Consider the following 24067-nt stretch of genomic DNA (forward strand, 5'->3'; position numbering starts at 1 on the left):
GCGTCCAGGCGGTGCCGGCGGCCGAGCGCGATCACCAGCAGCATCAGCGCCGTGAGCTGCGTGGTGAAGGCCTTGGTGGAGGCGACGCCGATCTCGGGCCCGGCGTGGGTCATGAGCTTCAAGTCCGCCTCGCGCGTGAGCGAGCTTTCCGGCACGTTGCAGATGGCGAGCGTGTGCGCATAGCCGCGCCGGCGTGCCTCGCGCAGCGCTTCCAGCGTGTCGGCGGTCTCGCCGGACTGGGAGATCGCCACCAGCAGGGCGCCCGCCGGCACCACGCTGTCCCGGTATCGGAACTCGGAGGCGATTTCCACCTGACAGGGCACGCCCGCCAGCGCCTCGAACCAGTACCGCGCCACGCAGCCGGCGTGGTAGCTCGTGCCGCAGGCGACGATGCGCACCTCGCGCACGCGGTCGAAGATGTCCGCAGCGGCGGTACCGAACGCCGCTTCGAGCACGCGGCTCTCGCCGAGCCGGCCGTCCAGCGTGTCGGCAATCGCCTGCGGCTGCTCGAAGATTTCCTTCTGCATGTAGTGCCGATAGGCGCCACGCTCGGTGGCGGCGGCGCTGAGGCTACTGCGCTGGATCGGCCGTTCGACCGGCCGGCCGTCGGTACCGACGATGCGCAGCGCGCCGATGCCGACCTCGGCCACGTCGCCGTCGTGCAGGAACACCATGTCCTGCGTGAACGGCACCAGCGCGGCGGCGTCGGACGCGAGATACACCGCGTCCGGCGCAATGCCGATGACCAACGGGCTGCCGCGGCGAGCGGCGATCAATCGGTCGGGCTCCGCGCCCGCCAGCACGCCGATGGCGAACGCGCCTTCGAGTTCCACCGCCGCCGCGCGCACGGCGTCGAACAGGTCCAGACCCGCGTCAAGATGACCGCGAATCTGGTGGCCGATGACCTCGGTGTCGGTCTGCGAGGTGAACTCGAAGCCGGCCGCCTGCTGCGCCTCACGCAGCGCGTGGTGGTTCTCGATGATGCCGTTGTGCACCACCGCCAGCTCGCCGCGCGAGATGTGCGGGTGGGCGTTGGCCTCGCTCGGCGCGCCGTGGGTGGCCCAGCGCGTGTGGCCGATGCCGGCGTGGCTGGTGACGGGCTCGGCGGCGAGACGCCGCGTGAGCTCCATGACCTTGCCGAGCGCGCGCACGCGGTGCAGGCGGCCGTCGTCTAAGCGGACGGCGATGCCGGCCGAGTCGTAGCCGCGGTATTCGAGCCGCCGCAGGCCCTCCAGCAGATCCGGCACGATGTCGTGCCCGGCAATGCCACAGACGATGCCGCACATGGCTAAGCCCCAGTTGCAAGGTGCAAGGTGCAAGGTGCAAGAAACACCCAGCGCAGCATTGTTTTTCGTGTCACTTGCACCTTGCTACTTGCCTTTGTTTTTCAGCGGCCGCTGCCAGCCGGGAATGGTTTTTTGCGGCGCGCGGGTCAGCGTGAGGCCGCCTGGCGGCGCCTCGCGGCTGATCACCGAACCCGCGCCGATGGTGGCGCCCGCGCCGATGGTCACCGGCGCCACCAGCGAGCTGTTGGAGCCGATGAAGGCGTCGTCGCCGATGACGGTGCGGTGCTTGTTGGCGCCGTCGTAGTTGCAGGTGATGGTGCCGGCGCCGACGTTCACGCGCGCGCCGACGTCGGCATCGCCCAGGTAGGCCAGGTGGTTCGCCTTGGCGCCGGCGGCAAGGCGGCTGTTTTTCACCTCGACGAAGTTGCCGACGTGCACGTCCGCGGCCAGTTCCGTGCCCGGCCGCAGGCGCGCGTAGGGGCCGACCACAGCGTTCGGGCCGACGCGCGCGCTGTCGATCAGGCTGAACGGCTCGATGCGAACGCCGGCCTCGATAACCGCGTCGCGCAGGATGCAGTGCGCGCCGATGCGCACGCCGTCGCCCAGCGTGACCCGGCCTTCGAGGATCACGTTGACGTCGATCTCGACATCGCGCCCGGCAGTCACCTCACCGCGCACGTCCACCCGAGCCGGATCCCGCAGGGCCACGCCGTCCAGCAGCAGCCGCTCGGCCTGCCGGCGTTGGTACTCGCGCTCGCACTGGGCGAGCTGCGCGCGGTCGTTGATGCCCATGATCTCGGCCTCGCCGGCCGCGGGCACGCCGACTACCGGCACGCCGTCGGCCACCGCCATGGCGACGATGTCGGTCAGGTACAGCTCGCCCTGGGCGTTGTCGGCATCGAGGCGGCCGAGCCAGCCGGCGAGGTGCGCGGCCGGGATCAGCAGCGTGCCGGTGTTGATCTCGCGCACCGCCTGCTGCGCGGGACTCGCGTCGCGCTGTTCGACGATGGCGTGGACCGCGCCGTGCGCGTCGCGCAGGATGCGCCCGTAGCCGGAGGGGTCGTCGAGGATGGCGGTCAGGATGGCGAGTGCGTCCGGCGGACTCGCCAGCAGCGTGCGCAGCGTCTCGACCCGCAGCAGCGGCACGTCGCCGCACAGCACCAGCACGCGCCCGGCGGGTTGGATGTGCGCCAGCGCGGCGGCGACGGCGTCGCCCGTGCCGCGCTGGCTCGCCTGATGTGCCCAATGGCAATCGACGCCTGTCAGCGTGGCCTGCAATTGCTCGCCGCCGTGGCCGTAGACCAGCACGGGCCGAGCGGCGCTGCCGGCGTCAGCCAATAACGCCTCTGCCGTCGCCAGCACGTGGCGGATCAGCGGTCGATCGCCCAGCGGTTGCAGCACCTTGGGCAGGGACGAGCGCATGCGCTTGCCCTGCCCGGCGGCGAGGATGACGATTTGCAGTGAAGGCGCGTTCATGGTGCGGACTCTACGTCACGGCACCTGCGCCGAAGATGAGGACGCGTCAGCGCCCGGCCTGGCGGCGCAGGCGCTGGATGGTGGCGAGCTGCGCCATCGCTTCGGCGAGCTCCGCGCTCGCCGTGGCGTACTCGAAGTCGCCGGTGCGGTTTTCCATGGCCGCCTGCGCCCGCTGCTTGGCTTCGAGCGCGGCCGCCTCGTCAAGATCATTGGCGCGCACGGCGGTGTCGGCGAGCACGGTGACCCCGCCCGGCTGCACCTCAAGGATGCCGCCGGCCACGAACACGATTTCCTCGCCACCGTCCGGCCGCTCGATGCGCACGGTGCCCGGCTTGATGCGCGTGATGAGCGGCGTGTGCCGCGGCAGGATGCCGAGCTCGCCCGACTCGCCCGGCAGGGCGACGAATTTCGCCTCGCCGGAGAAGATGGACGCCTCGGCCGACACGACGTCGACCTGCATGGTGGCGTTGCTTGCCATGTCGGTCCCCGCTTACTGAATCTTCTTGGCTTTCTCGAAGGCTTCGTCGATGGTGCCGACCATGTAGAAGGCCTGCTCGGGCAGGTGGTCGCATTCGCCGTTGACGATCATCTTGAAGCCGCGGATGGTTTCCGCCAGCGGCACGTACTTGCCGGGGCTGCCGGTGAACACCTCGGCCACGTGAAACGGCTGCGACAGAAAGCGCTGAATCTTGCGCGCCCGGGCCACGGCCAGCTTGTCTTCCGGCGACAGCTCGTCCATGCCCAGAATCGCAATGATGTCCCGCAGCTCCTTGTAGCGTTGGAGCGTGGCCTGCACGGCGCGCGTGGTGCTGTAGTGATCGTCGCCGACCACGTTCGGGTCCACCTGACGGCTGGTGGAATCGAGCGGATCCACGGCCGGATAGATGCCGAGCGAGGCGATGTCGCGGCTGAGCACCACCGTCGCGTCAAGGTGCGCAAAGGTGGTGGCGGGCGACGGGTCGGTGAGGTCGTCCGCCGGCACGTACACCGCCTGGATGGAGGTGATCGAGCCGACCTTGGTGGAGGTGATGCGCTCCTGCAGGCGGCCCATTTCCTCCGCCAGCGTCGGCTGGTAACCCACCGCCGACGGCATGCGGCCGAGCAGCGCGGACACCTCGGTGCCGGCCAGCGTGTAGCGGTAGATGTTGTCGACGAAGAACAGGACGTCCTTGCCTTCGTCGCGGAACGATTCGGCGATGGTCAGACCCGTCAGCGCCACGCGCAGGCGGTTGCCCGGCGGCTCGTTCATCTGGCCGTACACCATCGACACCTTGGACTCGCCGAGGTTCTCCAGGTTGACCACGCCCGACTCCGCCATCTCGTGGTAGAAGTCGTTGCCCTCGCGGGTGCGCTCGCCCACGCCGGCGAACACCGACAGGCCCGAGTGCGCCTTCGCGATGTTGTTGATCAGCTCCATCATGTTGACGGTCTTGCCGACGCCGGCACCGCCGAACAGGCCCACCTTGCCGCCCTTGGCGAACGGGCAGATCAGGTCGATGACCTTGATGCCGGTTTCGAGCAGCTCCTGCGACGGCGACAGCTCGTCGTAGGTCGGCGCCTTGCGGTGGATGGCGGCGGTTTGCGCCTTGTCCACTGGGCCGCGCTCGTCGATCGGCCGGCCGAGCACGTCCATGATGCGACCGAGCGTGGCCTGGCCCACCGGCACGGTGATCGGGCGGCCGGTGTCCTGCACCGTCAAACCGCGGCGCAGGCCGTCGGTCGAGCCGAGTGCGATCGCGCGCACGATGCCGTCGCCGAGCTGCTGCTGCACTTCCAGGGTGAGTTCCGCCCCTTCCATGGTCAGCGCGTCGTACACCTTGGGCAGCTGCCCGCGGGGGAACTCGACGTCCACCACGGCGCCGATGCACTGAACGATCTTGCCTTCTGTCATTGTCCGGTCCTAGAGAGAATCCGTTTGCGTCACACCGCGGCGGCGCCGCTGACGATTTCCGACAGCTCCTTGGTAATCGCGGCCTGTCGGGTCTTGTTGTAGATGAGCTTGAGCTCCTCGATCAGGTTGCCGGCGTTGTCGCTGGCCGCCTTCATCGCCACCATGCGCGCCGACTGCTCGGACGCCATGTTCTCCGCCACCGCCTGCAGCACCAGCGCTTCGATATAGCGCGTGAGCAGCTCCTCGATCACCACGGCGGCGCTCGGCTCGTAGATGTAGTCCCAACTGTGGGCCTGGCGCTCGGCTTCTGTCTGATCGAGGCGATCGGCGGTGAGCGGCAGCAGCTGCTCCACCACCGACTCCTGCTTCATGGTGTTGATGAAGCGCGTGTAGCACAGGTAAACGGCGTCGATCTCGCCGGTCATGAAGGCGTCCAGCATCACCTTGACTGGGCCGATCAGCATGTCGAGCTGCGGCGCGTCGCCGAGCTGCACCGCCTGGCTGACGATCTGCGCCCCGGCACGGGCCATGAAGCTCTGGCCCTTGCCACCAAGCGTGGTCACGCGCAGTCCCTGGCCGGCGGCCTGGGCGTCGCGCATGCGCAGGCTCACCGCGCGCAGCAGGTTGGTGTTGAGGCCGCCGCACAGGCCCTTGTCGGTACTGACCACGATGAAGCCCACCGTGCGCACTTCGCCTACCGGCCGCATGTACGGCGAGCGGTACTCGGGGTTGGCACGCGCCAGATTCGCGGTGATGTTGCGCACCTTGTCGCTGTACGGCCGGGCCGCGCGCATGCGCTCCTGGGCGCGGCGCATCTTGGATGCCGCTACCATCTCCATCGCCTTGGTGATCTTGCGCGTGTTCTCGATGCTCTTGATCTTGCCGCGAATTTCCTTGCCGACCGCCATGCCGGTGCTCCTGTGTCAAGCGTGCCGGGGTGTCAGGCGAAGGACTTGCGGAAGGCTTCGACGGCGGCGGTGAGTTCTTCCTCGGCCGCCTTGTCGAGCGCCTTGTCGGCTTCGAGCTTCTGCAGCAGCGCCGCGTGGCTGGACTTCAGGTGCTGGTGCAGGCCGTGCTCGAAGGCCAACACGCGGCTGACCTCGACACCGTCGAGGAAGCCCTTGTTCACTGCGAACAGCGTCGCCGCCATCAGCGAGATCGGCAGTGGCGAGTACTGCGCCTGCTTCAGCAGTTCCGTCACGCGCGCGCCGCGGTCGAGCTGCTTGCGCGTCGCCTCGTCGAGGTCGGATGCGAACTGCGCAAACGCGGCCAATTCCCGATACTGCGCAAGGTCGGTACGGATGCCGCCCGACAGGCCCTTGATCAGCTTGGTCTGCGCCGCGCCACCCACGCGCGACACCGAGATGCCGGCGTTGATGGCCGGCCGGATGCCGGCGTTGAACAGGTTGGTTTCGAGGAAGATCTGGCCGTCGGTGATGGAGATCACGTTGGTCGGCACGAAGGCCGACACGTCGCCGGCCTGCGTTTCGATGATCGGCAGCGCCGTCAGCGAACCCGTCTTGCCCTTGACCTCGCCCTTGGTGAACGCCTCGACATAGTCGGCATTCACGCGCGCGGCGCGCTCCAGCAGGCGGCTGTGGAGATAAAAGACGTCGCCCGGGAAGGCCTCGCGGCCCGGCGGGCGGCGCAGCAGCAGCGACACCTGGCGATACGCCACGGCCTGCTTGGACAGGTCGTCGTAGATGATCAGCGCGTCCTGACCACGGTCGCGGAAGTACTCGCCCATGGTGCAGCCGGAGTAGGCCGACACGTACTGCATGGCCGCCGACTCGGAGGCCGAGGCGGCGACGACGATGGTGTAATCCATGGCGCCGTGCTGTTCGAGCGCGCGCACCACGTTCTTGATGGACGACGCCTTCTGACCGATGGCGACGTACACGCAGGTCATGTTCTGACCTTTCTGGTTGATGATCGTGTCGATCGCCACCGCGGTCTTGCCGGTCTGGCGATCACCGATGATCAGCTCGCGCTGGCCACGGCCGATCGGCACCATCGAGTCGATGGATTTGAGGCCCGTCTGCACCGGCTGACTCACCGACTGACGCGCAATCACGCCCGGGGCGACCTTCTCGATGACGTCGGTCATCCTGGCGTTGATCGGCCCCTTGCCGTCGATGGGCTGGCCCAGCGCATTCACCACGCGGCCGATCAGCTCCGGGCCGACCGGCACTTCCAGGATGCGGCCGGTGCACTTGGCGGTGTCGCCCTCGGACACGTGCTCGTACTCGCCAAGGATCACCGCGCCGACGGAGTCGCGCTCGAGGTTCAGCGCGAGACCAAACGTCGGCTGGCCGTCGGGCGTCGGCGGGAATTCCAGCATCTCGCCGGCCATCACGTCGGACAGGCCGTGCACGCGCACGATGCCGTCGGTCACGGACACCACCGTGCCCTGGTTCTTGACGTCGGCGGCGGCGCCGAGACCCTCGATACGGGCCTTGATCAGGTCTGAAATTTCAGCAGGATTCAGTTGCATTGCATGCTCCGGGAATGCCGCGTGCGCGGCCGTGGCGGCGAGAGGCTCAAGCCGCCAGCGCAGTCCTCATCTGTTCAAGTCGGGCGCGCACCGAGGTGTCGAGCACCTCGTCGCCGACCACCACGCGCACACCGCCGATCAGTTCGGGCGCGATCACCACCTGCGCGTCGAGCTTGCGCCCGAAGCGCCGTTCAAGCGCCGCCTTGATATCGGCGAGCTGGGCGTCGGAAATCTCGAACGCGCTGTACACCGTGGCCTGCGACACGCCGGCACGGGCATCGACCAGCGCCTTGAACTGCGTGGCGATCTCGCCGAGCGCCGGCAGGCGACGGTTCTCCAGGACCACCGCCAGCAGGTTTTGCAGTTCGACCGGCAGCGGCTGCGGCAGCACGCCCGCGATCAGCTCATGGACCTGCTTCGCCGACACCTTGGGGTTGTCGGCAAACTCGCGAAGGCGCGGCTCGGCCGCGACCTCGCCGAGCTGCTGCAGGGGACCGACCAGAGATGCCGCAACCGCTGGCGCGGCAGCCCGGAACAGGGCCTCCGCGTACGGACGGGCGACGGTGGCAAGCTCCGCCATGGCTTACAGCTCGGTCTGCAGGCGGCCCAGCAGGTCCGCGTGCACGCTGCTGTTCACCTCGCGGCGCAGGATCTGCTCCGCGCCGCGCACGGCGAGTTCCGCCACCTGACCGCGCAGCACCTCGCGCGCCTTGATCATCTCCTGCTGCGCCTCGGCGCGAGCAGCGGCGACGATCTTGGCGCCCTCGTCTGCGGCGCGGGCCTTGGCTTCCTCAACCATCGACTGCGCCAGACGCTCGGCGTCGGCAAGACGCTTGGCAGCGTCATCGCGCGCCGCGGCGAGCTGCTCGTCCACCCGGCGGTTGGCGTTCGACAATTCGACCCGCGCCCGCTCGGCCGCCGACAGGCCGTCGGCGATCTTCTGCGTGCGCTCGTCGATGGCCTTGGTGATCGGCGGCCACACGAAACGCATGGTGAACCACACCAGGATGGCGAATACCACCAACTGGACGAACAGCGTTGCGTTGATGCTCACGACGGCACCCCGAGACTTGAGTGGATGACGAGGGCCGGCGTTACTGCAGGACGAACGGGTTGGCGAACGCGAACATCATGGCGATGCCGACGCCGATCAGGAACGCGGCGTCGATCAGACCGGCCAGCAGGAACATCTTGGTCTGCAGCTCGTTCATCAGCTCCGGCTGACGGGCGGCGGCTTCCAGGTACTTGCTGCCCATGATGCCGATGCCGATGCAGGCACCGATGGCACCCAGACCAATGATCAGGCCGGCGGCCAGGGCGACGAAACCAAGCACGTGCTCCATTTTCTACTCCAACGGTTGATAAAACGGGGTTGACGAAAGGGGTTGAGAACAGCGGAACCCGCGATCAGTGCGCGTCGTGCGCCTGACCCACGTACACCAGCGTCAGCATCATGAAGATGAATGCCTGCAGCGTGATGATCAGGATGTGAAAGATGGCCCAGGCCGCGCCGGCCAGCACGTGGCCGATCGGCAGCAGGATGCCGGGAAGCGACAGCGCCGCCGCGCCACCCATGAGCGCGATCAGCATGAAAATCAGCTCGCCCGCATACATGTTGCCGAACAACCGCATGCCGTGCGAGACCGTCTTGGCGGCGAACTCGATCAACTGCATGGCGAAGTTGACCGGGTACAGGAACCACTTGTCGCCGAACGGCGCCGCGAACAGCTCGTGCACCCAGCCGGCAAGGCCCTTGATCTTGAGGTTGTAGAAAATGCACACGAGCAGCACGCCGCTGGACAGGCCCAGCGTGGTCGACAGGTCCGCGGTCGGCACCACACGAAGATACGCGTGCTGCGCATCATGCCCGGCGGCGGCGTACAGCTTGGTCCACACCCAGGGCAGCAGATCGACCGGCAGCAGGTCCATCGCATTCATGAGGAAAATCCACACGAACACCGTCAACGCCAGCGGCGCCACAAGACGACGGCTTTGCGCGTTGTGGATGATGCCCCGGGCCTGGCTGTCGACAAGTTCGACGAGCATCTCGACCGCCGCCTGGAAACGGCCGGGCACGCCCGCAGTGGCGGTGCGCGCGGCGCGCCACAGCAGCCAGCAGGTGACCACGCCGAGCAACACCGACCAGACCACCGAGTCCATGTTGACCACCGAGAAATCGATGATCGAGGCCTGGTGGTCGGTACGCAGGTGCTGCAGGTGGTGGACGATGTACTCGCCGGCGCTTGGCGCGTGGCCTTCGGCTGCCATGGGTCGAACGATCCTGTTGCTCTAAGTTCTGATCAATCTCAACGCCCGCGCCACAACAGCGCGAGCCAGTAAACCTTCAGGCACACCACCATCCCGACCAGCAACGCCGGCCAGCTGAGCGGCTGCACCAACCGCGGCGCGAGTGCCAGCATGCCCACCGCCAGCAGCAGCTTGACCGCCTCCCACGCCAGCACGCGCAGCGCACCGAGTGCGGGCACCGCCTGCGGCAACGGCCGCGCGAGACCCCCCACCATCACCGCCGCCGGCAACACCACCGCGGCCGCGCCGTACAACGCCGACGCCGCCACGTGCACCCGCCCGGTCAGCAACCAGGCCAACAGTGCGATGCCGCCGCCGACCCACATTTGCACGCGCAGCACCCGCGAGGGCGCAAGCGACGGCTGCCGTGCGCGCAAGGCCTGCGCCTCGGCGGCGGTCAGGGGCTTCCAGGGTTCGGCGTCCAGCCCGTCGTCGTCCGGCCAACGCGCGTCACGCTCCGTCAGGTCGGCCATGTCCGTGCGGCTGTTGCGGTTTGCGCTGCCGGCAGATCGGCTCACCAACCTGCCCTTGCGGAACGCGGCCGCGCCTTGGCGGGACACACCCGCTTGGCGGGCCAAAAGACGGCGCGCATTATAGGGACGGCGCCTGCGCTGGGCAAGGCGCCAGGGGCTTTCAAGACATCAACGAGAGGAGGTTGCACGAATGAGTCTTTCCATCTGGCACATCGTGGTCGGGTTTTTCTTCAGCAACGGCATGCCGCACTTCATCGCGGGTGCGGCGGGCAAGCGCTTTCGCTCGCCGCTCGGGGCCAATTCGTCGGCGCGGGTGAACCTGATCTGGGGCCTGATCAACTTCGTGCTCGGCACGCTGCTGGTGCTATGGAAATCTCCGACCCCGGAATGGCAGAGCTTCCTGCTGGCCTACTGGGTGGTGGTGGCGATGTTCGCGTTCGGGATGAGTCACTTCAAGGGCGACGACTTCTGAGCCCTGGGGCGCGATCGGGCGCCGCAGGGACGTTCGCAACCCTCAGCGCTCGATCGGCAGCCCGGCTTCCTGCCAGGCGGCAAAGCCGCCGGCCAGGGACAGTACCTTGCTGTAGCCCATTCGCTGCAGGCTTTCCGCGGCGAGCGCCGATCGTCCGCCCGAACCGCAGTACAGGACGATGGGCTGATCGAGGTTTGGCGCCAGTTCCTCGATCTTGCCTTCCAGAATGCCACGCGGCACCAGCGCGGCCCCTGGAATGCGGCCGATACCCCACTCCGCCGGCTCGCGGGTGTCGATCAGCAGGCCGAGTGCCGCACCGCTGCGCCGCAGCGCCTCGACATCGGTTTCGCGGATCCGGGTTTTAACCTCTTGCAGCAAGGCCTGGTAGCGCGTCACGGGTGGACTCCATGGGGGACGTCGGCTGACAGGTCTACACCATGCACGACAGCTGCGTCATTTCGTGATCGTTGTTGATCAGCATGACTTTCTTGTAAGCGAGCTTGAAGTCGTCGCCGTGCGGGCGCAAGCGGTGCTCGGTGCGGCCGATCCACTCGACCGGGTCGCGCCGGTTCACGCGCAGCTCGGTCAGGTGGAAGTTCGAAAAGGTCTGCACCAGCCCGTCCGGGTAGTCGTAAATCTCGATGTTCGATACCAGGCGGCGCAGGCGCGAGCGCGGTTCCTGCGTCCACGCCATGCCGGTCTTGGTGATGCGCGCCACGCGCAGGCGCAGGCGCGTGTGGTCGTCGTAGATGATGGACAGCTGGCGCGTGGGGTCGACGTCGTACTCGTTGCACGGCACCCAGTACAGCGCGTCCTCGTCCCACAGGGCGAGCCAGTCCTCCAGACGCTGCTCGTCCGCCAGGCGCGCCTCGCGGTACAGGAACTGCTCGACGGCGTAACGATCGAAAGGCATCGGTGCGCTCCTCAGGGGCTGCTCATCAGTTCAAGGTAATGGCGCCACTGCGTGCGCATGGTCAGCTCGCTCAAATCGCCCTGATAAGGAACGCCGTCCTCGTCCGGCTGCACCGGCAGATGCGTGCCGCGGTTCATGAGGATCCATTCCACCTCGCGTGCCTGCAGGCCCTCGTAGTTGCGCGCCCACACCTCGATGTCGTCCGCGAGCTGAAAGCCGGCCGGCCCGTAGGCGCCCTCGTCGCGGCGCAGGCGCGCCGTGTTGATCTCGTCCGGCGCGCCCTTGAACAGGCACGGTGCGTAGTAGATGTAGGTCTCGTTCACGCTGACCGGCACGCACCAGCGGATCTCCTGCAGCATGTTGAACAGGTTCGGGAAGATCACCGTGTGCGCCGGGCCTTCGGTCAGGATCTGCTCGGCCTTGGCCTTGCCGTGCAGCTTCTCCAGGCCCTCCAGATAGGCCCGCTGGGCCGATTCCGGAATCTCGCCGGACCACTCGCCGGTGTACGTCATGCCGGTCACGCGCCGCTGCGGGCGCATGTCCAGATCCGAGTGTCCGTTGCCCAGATCGCGCGCGTGGATGAGGCCGAAGTAGCCCTTGCCGGGCGGCGGCGGTTTGGCGCCGGCCTTGGCCTCGAACATGTTGGCGAGGTACACGTTCGAGCCGTGCGTCTGATACACGTGATACGAGTCGACCGAGTTCTCGGACCACATCTTCCAGTTGCACTCGATGCGCATCCGGTAGACGCCATGATTCATGGTGATCTCGCCGGTCGGCGACAGGTCACAGAAGCGGTCGATGTTGGCGGCCGCCGGGCCGAGGTGCTCGGCGAGGCTGTTGCCGGTCCTGGCCAGGCTCGCAAAGATGAAGCCGCGGTGCAGCGCCACGCGCGGCACGCGAAACAGGCCGTGATCCTCGCGCTTGAAGTCCGGCGGGTAGTCCTCGCGGAACAGCATCCCTTGCAGGTCACCCTCACAGCTGTAGGTCCAGCCGTGGTACGAGCAGGTAAACGTTGGCGAGTTGCCGCTGCGCGTCTGGCACAGCGTGTTGCCCCGGTGCGTGCAGCGGTTCAGCAGCACGCGCACCTGCATGTCCCGGCCGCGGGTGATTATGATCGGCTGCTTGCCGAGGTACCCCGTGCGGTAGTCGCCGGGGTTCGGCACCTCGCTGTCGTGGCCCACGAACACCCACTCGCGGTACCAGATGCGGTCGAGTTCTTCCTCGAAGATGGCGGGGTCCGTGTAGACCCGCGAATGCACGCGGTCCGGCCGCACCAGCGCGGCGTAGTCGATCAACGATGAACGCGCGGCCATGTCCATGGGGGTTCTCCTCGTCGTTGTTCGGACGGCAGCGTGTGGCCGCCTGCCGTCCAGGTGACCCAGTCTAGGCGCTTTGCGGCTTGCCGGTCACTCCCCACCGACCGTTCGGTTGACGACGCTCAGGTGCGCCCCGCGGGTGGCGTGCCGGGTGTCGGGCCCTCGCATTCGACGCCGCAGCGGGAACACCGCCAGCGCGATGACGTGCGCCCTGGCGCGGCGTGCGGACCCAGGGCGACCAGCTCCCACGCGTGGTAACCGTCAGCGCACTGCTGCCGCGCCCGGTCGCGCGCCAATTGGGAGCGGCTACGAAAGGGGATGACGCGCGACACGAGCGGATCCTGACCGAGAGGGGCTTACCGATCATGGCAGTGCCGCGCGCCGCCCGGTCGGCGACGCCGCAGACGCGCGCGCCCGGTCCGTCGCGGGAGTTCCCCGATCGCCCAACAAAAAACCCGCAGCCCGTCACGTGTCGGGCTGCGGGTTCCGTATCTGGTAGGCGCGATTGGACTCGAACCAACGACCCCCACCATGTCAAGGTGGTGCTCTAACCAACTGAGCTACGCGCCTGCGAAGGCCGCGGACAGTAGCACAGGGGCGCCGCGAGCGGCAACGCGAAAGCGCGCGTTACGGCCTGGCCAGCGGCCTGCGATACTGGCGCCCGTGAAGCTCCAGCAACTGCGTTACCTGGTCGAGATCGTGCGCCGGGACCTGAACGTCTCGGCCGCCGCCGCGCGCCTGTTCACGTCGCAGCCGGGCGTCAGCAAGCAGATTCGCCAACTGGAACACGAGCTCGGCGTGGAGCTGTTCCAGCGCCGCGGCAAGCAGTTCGTAGCGCTCACGCCGGCCGGTCGCGCCGTGCTCGCGCAGGCCGAGGACATGCTCGCCCGGGCCGACACCATCCGCCAGCTGGCGCAGGACTTCGCCGCCCCGGACCGGGGCGAGCTCGGCATCGCCACCACGCACACGCAGGCGAACTACGTGCTGCCGCCGGTGATTGCCGCGTTCAATGCCCGCTACCCGCGGGTCCGCGTGGACCTGTTGCAGGGTACGCCGCAGCAGCTCGCCGACCTCACGCAGCACGATCAGGTGGACCTGGCCATCACCACCGAGGACCCGGCGCTGTACCCGCACCTGGTGCTGCTGCCGGTGTCGACCTGGCACTACTGCGTGCTGTGCCCCGTCGGCCATACGCTGGCGCAGGCGCAGCCGTTGACGCTCCAGGCGATCGCCGAACATCCGCTGGTGACCTACGGCTTTGCGTTCGGCGCCCGGTCGGCCCTCGGGATGTGCTTTGCGGCGGCGGGCATCCGGCCGCAGCTCGCGCTGACCGCGGTCGACACGTCGGTGCTCAAGCGCTACGTGCGCCAGGGTCTTGGCGTCGGCCTCATGGCCGCCGCCGCCTATGACGCTGAGGTTGATACCGACCTTGTCGCGCTCGATGCGGCGACGCTGCTGCCGCGTCGGCGCGTGCACCTGGCGCTCGCGCCGGGGCGCTTTCTGCGCGCCTACGTGTACGACTTCATCGCCCAACTGGCGCCGCATCTGACGCGCGACGTGGTCGACGAGGCGCGTGCGCTGCGCGATCCGCAAGCCATCGAAGCGCTGATCGCCACCACTGCACCGGCGGCGATGATCTGAAGACACGGCCGCCGAACACGCGGCGGTCACGAGGAGGTGAGCCATGAACTTTGCCTACACGGCGACCCAGACCGCACGCGCGGCAGAACTCGCGGCGCTGTTCGACCGCCACCGCGCGCCGGCCCGGTTGCGTGCCCGGCACGACACCGGCGGCGATGCCTTCGACGCCGAACTGTGGCGGGAACTGGCCAACGGCGGCTGGATCGGGTCGGCGTCACGCCCGGATGAGGCCGGTTCCAGCGACGACCTGACACTCGCCGCCAGCGCGGCCGGCTACGCGCTGGCGCCGATACCGCTGGTGGCGACACTGCTGGCGGGCGTGCCGCTCACGGCCGGCGCGCATGCGGCGCACGCCCGCGACCTGGCCGCGGGCAGCCTGCGCGTTGCGCTGTGCCTGCCGCCACCGCAGGGCGCCGCGCCCACGCTGTCGGTCGCCGGCGGCCGGGCTCGCGGCACGTTCGCGCCGGTGGCGGATGGTCTGATCGCAGACGCCCTCCTCGGCGCCGACGCGGCGGGCGAGGCGTGGCTGGTCGACCTGCGTGCGGGCAACGCGCAGCGCCGCTCCCTCGCAACGCTCGACCTGGCCCACAGCGCGGCAGAGCTGGCAATCGACGGCGCACCGGCGATCGCGCTCGGTCCGGCCGACGCCTGGCGCGACCGCGCCGCCATCCTGTACGCCTTCGAGCAGCTCGGCGGCGCGCAGCGGTGTCTGGATCTTGCCGTCGCCTACGCGAAGGAGCGCTACGCCTTCGGCCAGCCGATCGGCGCCTTCCAGGCGGTCAAGCACAAGCTCGCCGCGCTGCACGTCGAGATCGAACTCGCCCGCGCCAACGCCTACTTCGGCGCCTACGCGCTGGCGCAGAACACCCCGGCGCTGCTGGCGGAAGCCGCCGCGCTGGCCCGCGCCAGCGCCACCGACACCTACCTGCTCGCCGCGCAGGAAAGCCTGCACGTGCACGGCGGCGTCGGCTTCACCTGGGCCTGCGAGGCGCACCTGCACCTGCGCCGGGCTCGCGCGCTGGAGGCCGCGCTCGGCAGCGCGGCGCAGTGGCGGGCACAGTTGATCGACAGCGCGGCGTGAGGAGACCGTCACATGGATTTTCGCGACAGTCCTGAGGAAGCCGCCTTCCGTGCGCAGGCCCGCGCCTGGCTCGAAGCCAACGCGCCGCTGCGCGATCCCGCCGACATCGAGCCCGGCGTGTTCGAGAACTGGCCGACCGAGACCGAGATGCAGGCCGCGCGCGCCTGGCAACGGCGCAAGCACGACGCCGGCTGGGCCGGCGTGTTCTGGCCCACCGCGTACGGCGGGCGCGGCGGCAGCATCATGCAGCAGATCATCTGGAACCAGGAGGAGCGGCGGGTGGTGACGCCGCCGGCGGTGCTGCTGATGGGCCAGGGCCACGTCGGCTACACGCTGCTGGCGCACGGCACGGACGCGCAGAAGGCGCGCTGGCTGCCGCCGACGCTGCGCGGCGAGCTCGCCTGGTGCCAGTTGTTCAGCGAGCCGGGCGCGGGCTCGGACTTCGCGGCGCTGGCCTGCGCCGCCGAGCGCGACGGCGACCACTGGCGCATCGCCGGCGACAAGATCTGGATCTCCGACGGCGCCTACGCCGACTGCGGCTTTCTGGTCACCCGCACCAACCCGGACGGCCCCAAGCACAAGGGGCTCACCTGCTTCGTCGTCGACATGCGCGCGCCCGGTGTGCGGGTCGACGACGTGCGTCACCCGAACGGTGGCTCGCACTTCAGCCATGTGTGTTTCGACGGCCTGCGGGTGCCGGACACCGACCGCATCGGCGCGGTCGACGACGGCTGGCGTGTGTCGCTCACCACGCTCATGTACGAGCGCTTTTTCGTCGGCGCCTGGGGCTCGTCGGGCGCCTTCGGCGGCCCGCAGTTGCGGCACTTGATCGAACTTGCCAGGCGCTGCGCGCCGGGCGGCCGGCCGGCGCTCGAGGACGGCGCCGTGCGCCAGCGGCTGGCGGCGTTCACGGTGCGCGCCCGCGCCATCGAGCACATGAGCTATCGGGTGCTGACCACCGTGTCGCAGGGCGGCATCCCGGGGCCGGAAGGCTCCATCGTCAAGATGGAATTCGCCCGCCTGTCGCAGGAGATGACCAACTTCGGCCTTGAACTGCTCGGCCCGCAGGCCATGCTGGCCGGTGCCGACGCGCCCTGGCAGGGCGCCTTCCAGGCCGCGTTGCTGGAGAACCCGTGCATGCGGATCGCCGGCGGCACGGACGAGATCCAGCGCACCATCATCGCCGAGCGCCTGCTCGGACTGCCTCAGGAAAGCCACGTGCCGCGCGACCTGCCGTTTCGCGATCTGCCGCGCGGCGGCGGCTGGCGGGCGGCGGATTGACGATCGGACCCGGGGCTTCCAGCGGCGCCAGGCGATACGCGGAAGGCCTTCAAGCGTGCGCAACCGATGGCCGACAACGGGGTGTGAACCCCTGTCGCAGGGGTTGGCCTGTCGCGCCATCCGGGTTATAAAGCCGGCTGGTCTCACCCGTGAGGAACGGGATGAACATGAATATCAAGGCATTTTTTCTCGCGGCCGCGGTGTCGATCGCCTGGCTGGCCGGCCTTGCGACGCCGCCCGCGGCGCGCGCGGCGGGGCGCGAAGTGCCGCCCGACGCGCTGCGGTGCCTGGCGCTCGCGGTCTACTTCGAGGCCGGTTCCGAGCCGCACGCCGGCAAGGAAGCGGTCGCCCACGTGGTGCTGAACCGCGCCCAGCACGCCGGCTTCCCCGGTGGGGTGTGCGGCGTGGTGCAGCAGGGCGGCGAGCAGCGGCCGTGTCAGTTCGGCTGGTATTGCGACGGCCGCAGCGACCAGCCGACCTCCGCCCGCATGTGGCAGTCGGCGCAGGAGGTGGCGCGCGATGCGCTGGCCGGCCGCTCGGACGACCCGACCGGTGGGGCGCTCTACTTTGCGCCGGCCCGCAGCAAGCGGCCGTCCTGGACGCAGCGGCTGACCCAGGTGGCCCGCATCGGCGGGCACGTCTTCTACCGCTGAGCGGCTGGTCGGCAGTGCTGCCTGGGGCGGTGGCGGTGCCGCTACCGGAGGGCGAGCTCTATCTCCTGCCCCGCTTTGTGGCGGACAGCGAAGCCGCCTATCTGCTCGATGCACTGTCGACGGAACTGGCCTGGACCCGGCATCGCGTGCGGCTGTTCGGCCGCGAACACCTCACGCCGCGCCTGTGCGCCTGGTATGGCGACCCCGGCGCGCGGTATGCCTACAGCGGCCAGGCGCTGGAACCGCTGCCGTGGCCCCCTGCCCTCGCCGGCCTGCGCGCGCGCCTGCACACCGCGCTCGGCCTCGCCTTCAACAGCGTGCTGTGCAACCTGTACCGGGACGGCGCCGACAGCATGGGCTGGCACAGCGACGATGAAGCGAGCCTGGGTCCGCGGCCGGTGATCGCCTCGCTCAGCCTGGGCGCCACGCGGCGCTTCGCGCTGCGTCATCGCGCGCGACGCTACCGGTCGGTCACGCTGGCGCTGGGCAACGGTGACCTGCTATTGATGACCGGCGACACCCAAACCCACTGGCAGCACGCCGTGCCAAGCACCCGCCGGCCGACTGCGCCGCGCATCAATCTCACGTTTCGGGCCGTGGGCGGCGCGGCTACACTGCGCAAATGACCGGTCGCCAACCGTTCCGCCTTACGCTGTTTGCGCTGTGCCTGGCGCTGCTGTGCGCGCGCCTGGGCGGCGCGCACCTGCACTTGTGCCTGGACGGTCAGGAAGCCCCCGTCAGCGTGCACGCCAGCGAGCCCGGGCACAGCGACGCGCATCACGGCGATCCCGCCCACAGCGACCAGGACGTCTCACTGGTTGGCGAGGCAGTGACGCCCTTGTCGAAGCTGTTCATGGACCTGCCGACGGCGCTCGTGGTGCTGCGGCTCGGCATCGACGGGCAACGCATCGGCCACGCGATCCGCTCGACCCGGCTGGCGGCCCGCACCTCGCGGGTCCGCTTCCATCACCCGCCCCTGCGCGGACCGCCATTCCTCTCCCGCTGACGCCCTGACGTCTGGCCGCCGCCGATCTCGGCGCGACGGCCTATCCGTTCCGGCACCCCCGGATCGACGGGAGAGATCCATGACTGGGATTCGTTTCTGCGCCGGCCTGCTGGCCGCGGCGGCGTTGCTCGCGCCTGCTCAGGCCGCCGAGCCCCCTGCCCCGCTCACGCTGCGCGATGCCGTGCGCGCGAGCCTTGCCGCCAACCCCGACCTCGCCGGCTTCGCCTTCGAGCTGCGCGCGCAGGAGGCGCGCACCGATGCCGCCGGCCTGCGTCCGGCGCCCACGGTGAGCGCCAGTGTCGAGAACGTGCTCGGCAGCGGCGAGCACGGCGGCTTGAATACGGCCGAGACCACGTTCGCGCTGTCGCAGGTGGTCGAGCTCGGCGACAAACGGCGGGCGCGCGTCGGCGCCGCGCAATCCGGCCGCGAACTGATCGCCGTCACCGAGCAGGCGGCGCAGCTCGACGTGCTGGCGGAGGTGACGCGCCGCTTCATCCACGTGGCGGGTGACCAGGAGCAGCTCACGCTGACCCGAAACGCCACCGCGCTCGCCCGCGAGACGGTGCAGGCCGTCAGTGCGCGGGTGAATGCCGCCAAGGCGCCGGACGCGGAGCTGCGCCGCGCGCGCATCACGCTCGCCCGCGCCGAGGTGGAGCAGGAGCACGCCGAGCACGAACTGGGCACCTCGCGGCGCAAGCTGGCGGCGATGTGGGGGGATGGCGAGGCGCGCTTCGGCGCGGTCACGGCCGATCTGTACACCCTGCCGCGCCCGGCGCCGTTCGAGAGCCTGCTCGCGCGGCTCGATGCCAACCCCGACTTCGTGCGCTTCGCCAGCGAGGCGCGGCTGCGCGATGCCGAAATTCGTCTCGCCGAAGCCAAACGCCGCGCCGATGTCACCTTCTCGGGCGGCCTGCGGCATCTGGAAGAAACCGGCGATCAGGCGCTGGTGTTCGGTCTGTCGCTGCCGCTCGGTGCCGGCCGGGCGGCGGCGCCCGCCATCGCGGAAGCCAGGGCGCTGCGTGACCTCAGCGCGGCGCGGCGCGATGCCGCCGCCGTGCGCGCGAAGGCGCAGCTGTACGCGCTGCACCAGGAACTGCGCCACGCCATCACCGAAACCGAGCTGCTGCGCGGCACGGTGCTGCCGCAGATGACGGGCGCGCTCGACGAGACGCGTTACGCCTACGAGCGCGGCCGCTACGGCTACCTCGAATGGGTGGAGGCGCAGCGCGAGTTCATCGCCATTCGCCGCAGCCTGATCGAGGCCGCCGTGAACGCCCAGGTTTTCCAGGCCGAGATCGAGCGCCTGACCGGCGAGCCGCTCGCCGCCCAACCCTGAAGGACACGCCCATGAACACGCAACTTGCCCATCGCGCGCTGGCGCTGCTGCTGGCGCTGTGGCTCACCGGCTGCGGCAAGGCCGATGTGCCCGCCGACCCCCACGCCGACGCCCCCGGCCAGGCCGAAGCCGCCGAACCCGCCAAGGGTCCGCACGGCGGGCGGATGCTGACCGACGGCGACTTTGCCGTGGAGCTCGCGATCTTCGAGGACGGCGTGCCGCCGGAGTACCACGCCTGGGCCAGCGTGGGCGGCGCGCCGGTGCCGCTCGCCGAGGTACAGCTCACCGTCACGCTCGCCCGCCTGGATGGCGAGCGCAATGTGTTTCGTTTTCAGCCGCAGGGCGAGGCCGCGACGGGCTTCCTGCGCGGCGACGGCACGGTGACGGAGCCGCACTCCTTCGATGTCACCGTGGAGGCCGAGTACGCCGGCGCCACCCACCGCTGGGACTATCCAAGCTACGAGGGCCGCGTGCAGATCGCGCCCGACAGCGCCAAGACCGCCGGCATCGAAACAGAGGCCGCCGGCCCGCGCCTGATCCACGACGTGCTGCCGCTGTACGGGCGCGTAGTGGTGGCGCCGGAGGCGGTGCGCGAGGTCGGCGCGCGCTTTCCGGGCGTGATCCGCGAGCTGCGCAAGAGCGTCGGCGAGCGCGTGCGCGCCGGCGAGGTGCTGGCGCGCGTGGAATCGAACGATTCGCTGCGCGTGTACGAAGTGACGGCGCCGATCGGCGGCGTGGTCACCGCGCGCATGGCCAACCCCGGCCAGCAGGCGGGCGCTGCGCCGCTGCTGACCGTCAGCGACACGAGTCAGGTGTGGGTGGAACTGGCGGTGTTCCCGCGCGATGTGCCGCGCGTGCGGCCCGGGCAGGCGGTGCGCCTCGCCGGCGCGGACGGCAGCCCCACGGGCAGCGGGCGCATCGCGCGCATCGCGCCCGCCGGCGGCGCCGGCAACCCGGCGCTCACCGTCTGGGCCAGCATCGACGACGCGGGCAGCGCCTGGACGCCCGGCCTGTATGTGACTGCCGAGGTGCTCACCGGCGGCGGCGAGGTGCCGCTCGCGGTGCGCGCCGCGGCGTTGCAGGCGTTCCGCGATTTCACCGTGGTGTTCGCGCGCGTGGGCGATACCTACGAGGTGCGCATGCTGGAGCTGGGCCGCAGCGACGGCGAATTCGTCGAGGTGCTCGGTGGCCTCAAGCCCGGCACCGAGTACGTGACCGCGCAGAGCTTTCTGATCAAGGCCGACATCGAAAAGTCCGGCGCCAGCCACGACCACTGAGGACGCGCCGCCATGCTCGAACACCTGCTTCGCTTCGCCATCCGCCGCCGCGGCCTGATGCTGAGTGCCGTGCTGGCGCTCGCCGCGCTCGGCGCCTGGAGCTTCACCCACCTGCCGATCGATGCCGTGCCGGACATCACCAACGTGCAGGTGCAGATCAACACCGAGGCGCCCGGCTACACGCCGCTCGAAGCCGAGCAGCGCGTGACCTTCGCCGTGGAAACCGCCATGGCCGGCCTGCCGCGGCTCGACGCCACGCGCTCGGTGTCGCGCTACGGCCTGTCGCAGGTGACGGTGGTGTTCGCCGACGGCACCGACATCTACTTCGCGCGCCAGCTCATCGCCGAACGCCTGCAGGCGCTGCGCGCGCGCCTGCCGGACGGGCTCGAACCCCAGATGGGCCCCATCGCCACCGGTCTTGGCGAGATCTTCATGTACACGGTGGACGCGCTGCCGGGGGCCAGCAATCCCGACGGCACGCCCGTCACGCCCACGGACCTGCGCGCCGCGCAGGACTGGATCCTGCGCCCGCAGTTGCTGCAAACGCCGGGCGTGATCGAGATCAACAGCATCGGCGGCTACGGCAAGCAGTTCCAGGTGCTGGCCGACCCGGCGCGGCTGCTGGCCTACGGCGTCGGCTTCGACGCGCTGGCGCGCGCGGTCGGCGCCAACAATGCCAACCAGGGCGCCGGCTACATCGAGCGCAACGGCCAGCAGCAACTGATCCGCCTGCCTGGACAGGCGCGCAGCCTGGACGACCTCGGGGCCATCGTGGTGGCGCAGCGCGGCGGCGCGCCGGTGCGCGTCAGCGACGTGGCCGAGCTGCGGATCGGCTCGGAGCTGCGCACCGGCGCCGCCACGCAGAACGGCCGCGAGGTGGTGCTCGGCACCGTGTTCATGCTGATGGGCGAGAACAGCCGTGCGGTGGCGCAGGCCGTCGCCGCCCGGCTCGACGAGGCCCGGCGCGCGCTGCCGCCCGGCATGACCGTGACCGTGGTCTACGACCGCACCACGCTGGTGGACAAGACGCTGGCCACGGTCCAGAAGAACCTCGTCGAGGGCGCGCTGCTGGTGGTCGCGGTGCTGTTCGCGCTGCTTGGCAACGTGCGCGCGGCGCTGCTCACCGCGGCGGTGATTCCGCTCGCCATGCTGATGACCTTCACCGGCATGGTGCAGTCGCGCACGTCCGCCAACCTGATGAGCCTGGGCGCGCTCGACTTCGGGCTGATCGTGGACGGCGCGGTGATCATCGTCGAGAACTGCCTGCGCCGTTTGGGACTCGCCACCGCCGGCGGGCGCAGCCTGTCGCAAGCCGAGCGGCTGGACGTGGTGTTCGACGCCACCAACGAGGTGATCCGGCCGTCATTGTTCGGCGTCGGCATCATCACCGCCGTCTATCTGCCGGTGTTCGCGCTCACCGGCGTCGAAGGCAAGATGTTCCACCCGATGGCCATCACCGTGGTGGTGGCGTTGACCGCCGCGCTGGTGCTGTCGCTGACCTTCGTGCCGGCGGCGGTGGCGCTCGCGCTGCGCGGCCCGGTCGCGGCGCACGACAACCGGCTCATGCGCGCGGCGCGCGCGGCCTACGCGCCACTGCTGCGCGCCGCGCTGCGGGCGCGGCTCGCCGTGCTGGTGGGCGCGCTCGGCCTGGTCGTGGCCTGCGCCTGGCTCGCCGGGCGCCTCGGCTCCGAGTTCATCCCGAGCCTCGACGAGGGCGACATCGCGCTGCACGCGCTGCGCATTCCCGGTACCAGCCTCACCCAGGCGGTGCACATGCAAAGCCAGCTCGAAGCCACGCTCAAGACCGCGCCGGAAGTGGCGCGCGCGTTCGCCAAGATCGGCACCGCCGAGGTGGCCACCGACCCCATGCCGCCGAACGTGGCGGACACCTTCGTGATGCTCAAGCCGCGCGAACAATGGCCCGACCCCGGCAAGCCCAAGGCCGCCGTGGTGCGCGATCTGGAGCGCCTTGCCGCCGGCGTGCCGGGCAACAACTACGAGTTCACGCAGCCGATCCAGATGCGCTTCAACGAGCTCATCTCCGGCGTGCGCGCGGACGTGGCGCTCAAGGTCTACGGCGATGATCTGGCCGTGCTCGACGGCGTGGCCGCGCAGCTCGAGCAGGTGATGGGCGCCGTGCCCGGCGCGGCCGACGTCAAGACCGAGCAGACCACCGGCCTGCCCATCCTCACCGTCACGCCCCGGCGCGAGGTGCTGGCGCGCTATGGCCTCAACGTGGCCGACGTGCAGGCGCTGGTGGCCGCGGCCTACGGCGGGCAGACCGCCGGCGTGGTGTACGAGGGCGACCGGCGCAGCGACATCGTGTTGCGCCTGCCCGAAGCCCTGCGCAACGACGCCGACGCCATGGCCCGCCTGCCGGTGCCGCTGCCCGATGGCGCTGCGGGACCGGGCGGCTACGTGCCGCTCGGCGAAGTGGCGACGGTGGCGCTGGAACTCGGCCCCAACGCCATCAACCGCGAGCAGGGCAAGCGCCGCGTGGTGGTGACCGCCAACGTGCGCGGGCGGGATCTGGGCTCCTTCATCGCCGAGTTGCAGCGGCGCGTGGACGCGGAAGTGGACGTGCCGCCCGGCTACTGGCTCGACTACGGCGGCACCTTCGAGCAGCTCGAATCCGCCACCCGGCGGCTCGTGATCGTGGTGCCGGCCACGCTCGCCCTGATCGGCGCGCTGCTGTGGCTGGCCTTCGGCTCGGCGCGCGACGCGCTGGTGATCTTCAGCGGCGTGCCGCTGGCGCTCACCGGCGGCGTGCTGGCGCTGTGGGCGCGCGGCATTCCGCTGTCCATCTCGGCCGCGGTCGGCTTCATCGCCCTGTCGGGCGTGGCGGTGCTGAATGGTCTGGTGATGGTGAGCTTCATCCGCGCGCTGCGTGCGGAAGGCATGGCGCTCGACGCGGCCATCACCCAGGGCGCGCTGACCCGCCTGCGCCCGGTGCTGATGACGGCGCTGGTGGCGAGCCTGGGCTTCGTGCCGATGGCGCTCAACACCGGCATTGGTTCCGAGGTGCAGCGCCCGCTGGCGACGGTGGTGATCGGCGGCATCGTCTCGTCCACGCTGCTGACGCTGCTGGTGCTGCCGGGGCTGTACCGGATGGTGTGGCGGGCGGGGCGCCCGGCCTGAGGCCGCGCGACGCTGGGGCGGCAACG

General features: G+C 69.8%; 24 protein-coding genes and 1 tRNA gene. 10 read left to right on the forward strand and 15 right to left on the reverse strand.

Annotated elements, in window-relative coordinates:
• From glmS to AB7F93_RS00055, 11 genes are all read right to left on the reverse strand, one after another.
• On the reverse strand, nucleotides 1-1286 hold a 1286-nt coding region (glmS, locus tag AB7F93_RS00005), incomplete at its 3' end, for a glutamine--fructose-6-phosphate transaminase (isomerizing) (RefSeq protein WP_428300813.1).
• Between the two features lie 84 nt (nucleotides 1287-1370).
• A complete protein-coding gene (gene glmU / locus AB7F93_RS00010; RefSeq protein ID WP_428301188.1) occupies nucleotides 1371-2747 on the reverse strand; it encodes a bifunctional UDP-N-acetylglucosamine diphosphorylase/glucosamine-1-phosphate N-acetyltransferase GlmU in 1377 nt (458 codons plus the stop codon).
• 61 nt (nucleotides 2748-2808) lie between these two features.
• Nucleotides 2809-3240 (reverse strand): F0F1 ATP synthase subunit epsilon, encoded by a 432-nt coding sequence (locus AB7F93_RS00015; protein WP_428300814.1) that lies wholly within the window; start codon nucleotides 3238-3240, stop codon nucleotides 2809-2811.
• 12 nt (nucleotides 3241-3252) lie between these two features.
• Nucleotides 3253-4653, reverse strand: coding sequence for a F0F1 ATP synthase subunit beta (gene atpD / locus AB7F93_RS00020; protein WP_428300815.1), 1401 nt, complete (start codon nucleotides 4651-4653; stop codon nucleotides 3253-3255).
• A 29-nt stretch (nucleotides 4654-4682) separates the two neighbouring features.
• A complete protein-coding gene (gene atpG, locus AB7F93_RS00025; protein WP_428300816.1) occupies nucleotides 4683-5561 on the reverse strand; it encodes a F0F1 ATP synthase subunit gamma in 879 nt (292 codons plus the stop codon).
• A gap of 32 nt (nucleotides 5562-5593) precedes the next feature.
• Complete coding sequence (gene atpA, locus AB7F93_RS00030) at nucleotides 5594-7147, reverse strand: F0F1 ATP synthase subunit alpha (RefSeq protein WP_428300817.1); 1554 nt, start codon at nucleotides 7145-7147, stop codon at nucleotides 5594-5596.
• A 46-nt stretch (nucleotides 7148-7193) separates the two neighbouring features.
• Entirely contained in the window at nucleotides 7194-7727 is a 534-nt protein-coding gene (locus AB7F93_RS00035) for a F0F1 ATP synthase subunit delta (RefSeq protein WP_428300818.1), read from the reverse strand.
• Between the two features lie 3 nt (nucleotides 7728-7730).
• Complete coding sequence (locus tag AB7F93_RS00040; RefSeq protein WP_428300819.1) at nucleotides 7731-8201, reverse strand: F0F1 ATP synthase subunit B; 471 nt, start codon at nucleotides 8199-8201, stop codon at nucleotides 7731-7733.
• Nucleotides 8202-8241: 40 nt separating this feature from the next.
• Complete coding sequence (gene atpE / locus AB7F93_RS00045; RefSeq protein ID WP_068803475.1) at nucleotides 8242-8490, reverse strand: F0F1 ATP synthase subunit C; 249 nt, start codon at nucleotides 8488-8490, stop codon at nucleotides 8242-8244.
• 64 nt (nucleotides 8491-8554) lie between these two features.
• On the reverse strand, nucleotides 8555-9415 hold the full coding sequence (atpB, locus tag AB7F93_RS00050; RefSeq protein WP_428300820.1) for a F0F1 ATP synthase subunit A: 861 nt from the start codon (nucleotides 9413-9415) through the stop codon (nucleotides 8555-8557).
• 38 nt (nucleotides 9416-9453) lie between these two features.
• A complete protein-coding gene (locus AB7F93_RS00055) occupies nucleotides 9454-10014 on the reverse strand; it encodes an ATP synthase subunit I (RefSeq protein ID WP_428300821.1) in 561 nt (186 codons plus the stop codon).
• Between the two features lie 103 nt (nucleotides 10015-10117).
• Between AB7F93_RS00055 and AB7F93_RS00060 the strand changes: the two genes are divergently transcribed.
• Complete coding sequence (locus AB7F93_RS00060; RefSeq protein WP_428300822.1) at nucleotides 10118-10399, forward strand: hypothetical protein; 282 nt, start codon at nucleotides 10118-10120, stop codon at nucleotides 10397-10399.
• A 42-nt stretch (nucleotides 10400-10441) separates the two neighbouring features.
• On the opposite strand, the gene AB7F93_RS00065 is transcribed toward AB7F93_RS00060, so the two are convergent.
• The 4 genes from AB7F93_RS00065 to AB7F93_RS00080 all read right to left on the reverse strand — a co-directional run bounded on the left by AB7F93_RS00065 (nucleotide 10442) and on the right by AB7F93_RS00080 (nucleotide 13198).
• Nucleotides 10442-10795 (reverse strand): rhodanese-like domain-containing protein, encoded by a 354-nt coding sequence (locus AB7F93_RS00065; protein WP_428300823.1) that lies wholly within the window; start codon nucleotides 10793-10795, stop codon nucleotides 10442-10444.
• A 34-nt stretch (nucleotides 10796-10829) separates the two neighbouring features.
• Nucleotides 10830-11312 (reverse strand): aromatic-ring-hydroxylating dioxygenase subunit beta, encoded by a 483-nt coding sequence (locus AB7F93_RS00070; protein ID WP_428300824.1) that lies wholly within the window; start codon nucleotides 11310-11312, stop codon nucleotides 10830-10832.
• 11 nt (nucleotides 11313-11323) lie between these two features.
• Entirely contained in the window at nucleotides 11324-12631 is a 1308-nt protein-coding gene (locus AB7F93_RS00075; RefSeq protein ID WP_428300825.1) for an aromatic ring-hydroxylating oxygenase subunit alpha, read from the reverse strand.
• Between the two features lie 490 nt (nucleotides 12632-13121).
• Nucleotides 13122-13198, reverse strand: a tRNA-Val gene (locus AB7F93_RS00080).
• Nucleotides 13199-13291: 93 nt separating this feature from the next.
• On the opposite strand from AB7F93_RS00080, the gene AB7F93_RS00085 reads away from it, so the two are divergent.
• The 9 genes from AB7F93_RS00085 to AB7F93_RS00125 all read left to right on the forward strand — a co-directional run bounded on the left by AB7F93_RS00085 (nucleotide 13292) and on the right by AB7F93_RS00125 (nucleotide 24041).
• Entirely contained in the window at nucleotides 13292-14269 is a 978-nt protein-coding gene (locus AB7F93_RS00085; RefSeq protein ID WP_428300826.1) for a LysR substrate-binding domain-containing protein, read from the forward strand.
• Nucleotides 14270-14312: 43 nt separating this feature from the next.
• Nucleotides 14313-15350, forward strand: a complete 1038-nt coding sequence (locus AB7F93_RS00090; protein ID WP_428300827.1) for an acyl-CoA dehydrogenase family protein — start codon at nucleotides 14313-14315, stop codon at nucleotides 15348-15350.
• 12 nt (nucleotides 15351-15362) lie between these two features.
• Complete coding sequence (locus tag AB7F93_RS00095) at nucleotides 15363-16631, forward strand: acyl-CoA dehydrogenase family protein (protein ID WP_428300828.1); 1269 nt, start codon at nucleotides 15363-15365, stop codon at nucleotides 16629-16631.
• A 167-nt stretch (nucleotides 16632-16798) separates the two neighbouring features.
• Complete coding sequence (locus tag AB7F93_RS00100; RefSeq protein ID WP_428300829.1) at nucleotides 16799-17284, forward strand: cell wall hydrolase; 486 nt, start codon at nucleotides 16799-16801, stop codon at nucleotides 17282-17284.
• A 35-nt stretch (nucleotides 17285-17319) separates the two neighbouring features.
• Nucleotides 17320-17910, forward strand: a complete 591-nt coding sequence (locus tag AB7F93_RS00105; protein WP_428300830.1) for an alpha-ketoglutarate-dependent dioxygenase AlkB family protein — start codon at nucleotides 17320-17322, stop codon at nucleotides 17908-17910.
• Nucleotides 17907-18290 (forward strand): hypothetical protein, encoded by a 384-nt coding sequence (locus AB7F93_RS00110; protein ID WP_428300831.1) that lies wholly within the window; start codon nucleotides 17907-17909, stop codon nucleotides 18288-18290. Before AB7F93_RS00105 ends, AB7F93_RS00110 begins: the two co-directional genes overlap by 4 nt.
• 79 nt (nucleotides 18291-18369) lie before the next feature.
• Nucleotides 18370-19626, forward strand: a complete 1257-nt coding sequence (locus AB7F93_RS00115; RefSeq protein ID WP_428300832.1) for a TolC family protein — start codon at nucleotides 18370-18372, stop codon at nucleotides 19624-19626.
• Between the two features lie 11 nt (nucleotides 19627-19637).
• Nucleotides 19638-20903 (forward strand): efflux RND transporter periplasmic adaptor subunit, encoded by a 1266-nt coding sequence (locus tag AB7F93_RS00120; RefSeq protein WP_428300833.1) that lies wholly within the window; start codon nucleotides 19638-19640, stop codon nucleotides 20901-20903.
• A gap of 12 nt (nucleotides 20904-20915) precedes the next feature.
• A complete protein-coding gene (locus AB7F93_RS00125; protein WP_428300834.1) occupies nucleotides 20916-24041 on the forward strand; it encodes an efflux RND transporter permease subunit in 3126 nt (1041 codons plus the stop codon).
• Nucleotides 24042-24067: the final 26 nt, after the last annotated feature.

Origin of the sequence: Immundisolibacter sp., from assembly GCF_050250495.1 — a bacterium.
Lineage (GTDB): Bacteria > Pseudomonadota > Gammaproteobacteria > Immundisolibacterales > Immundisolibacteraceae > Immundisolibacter.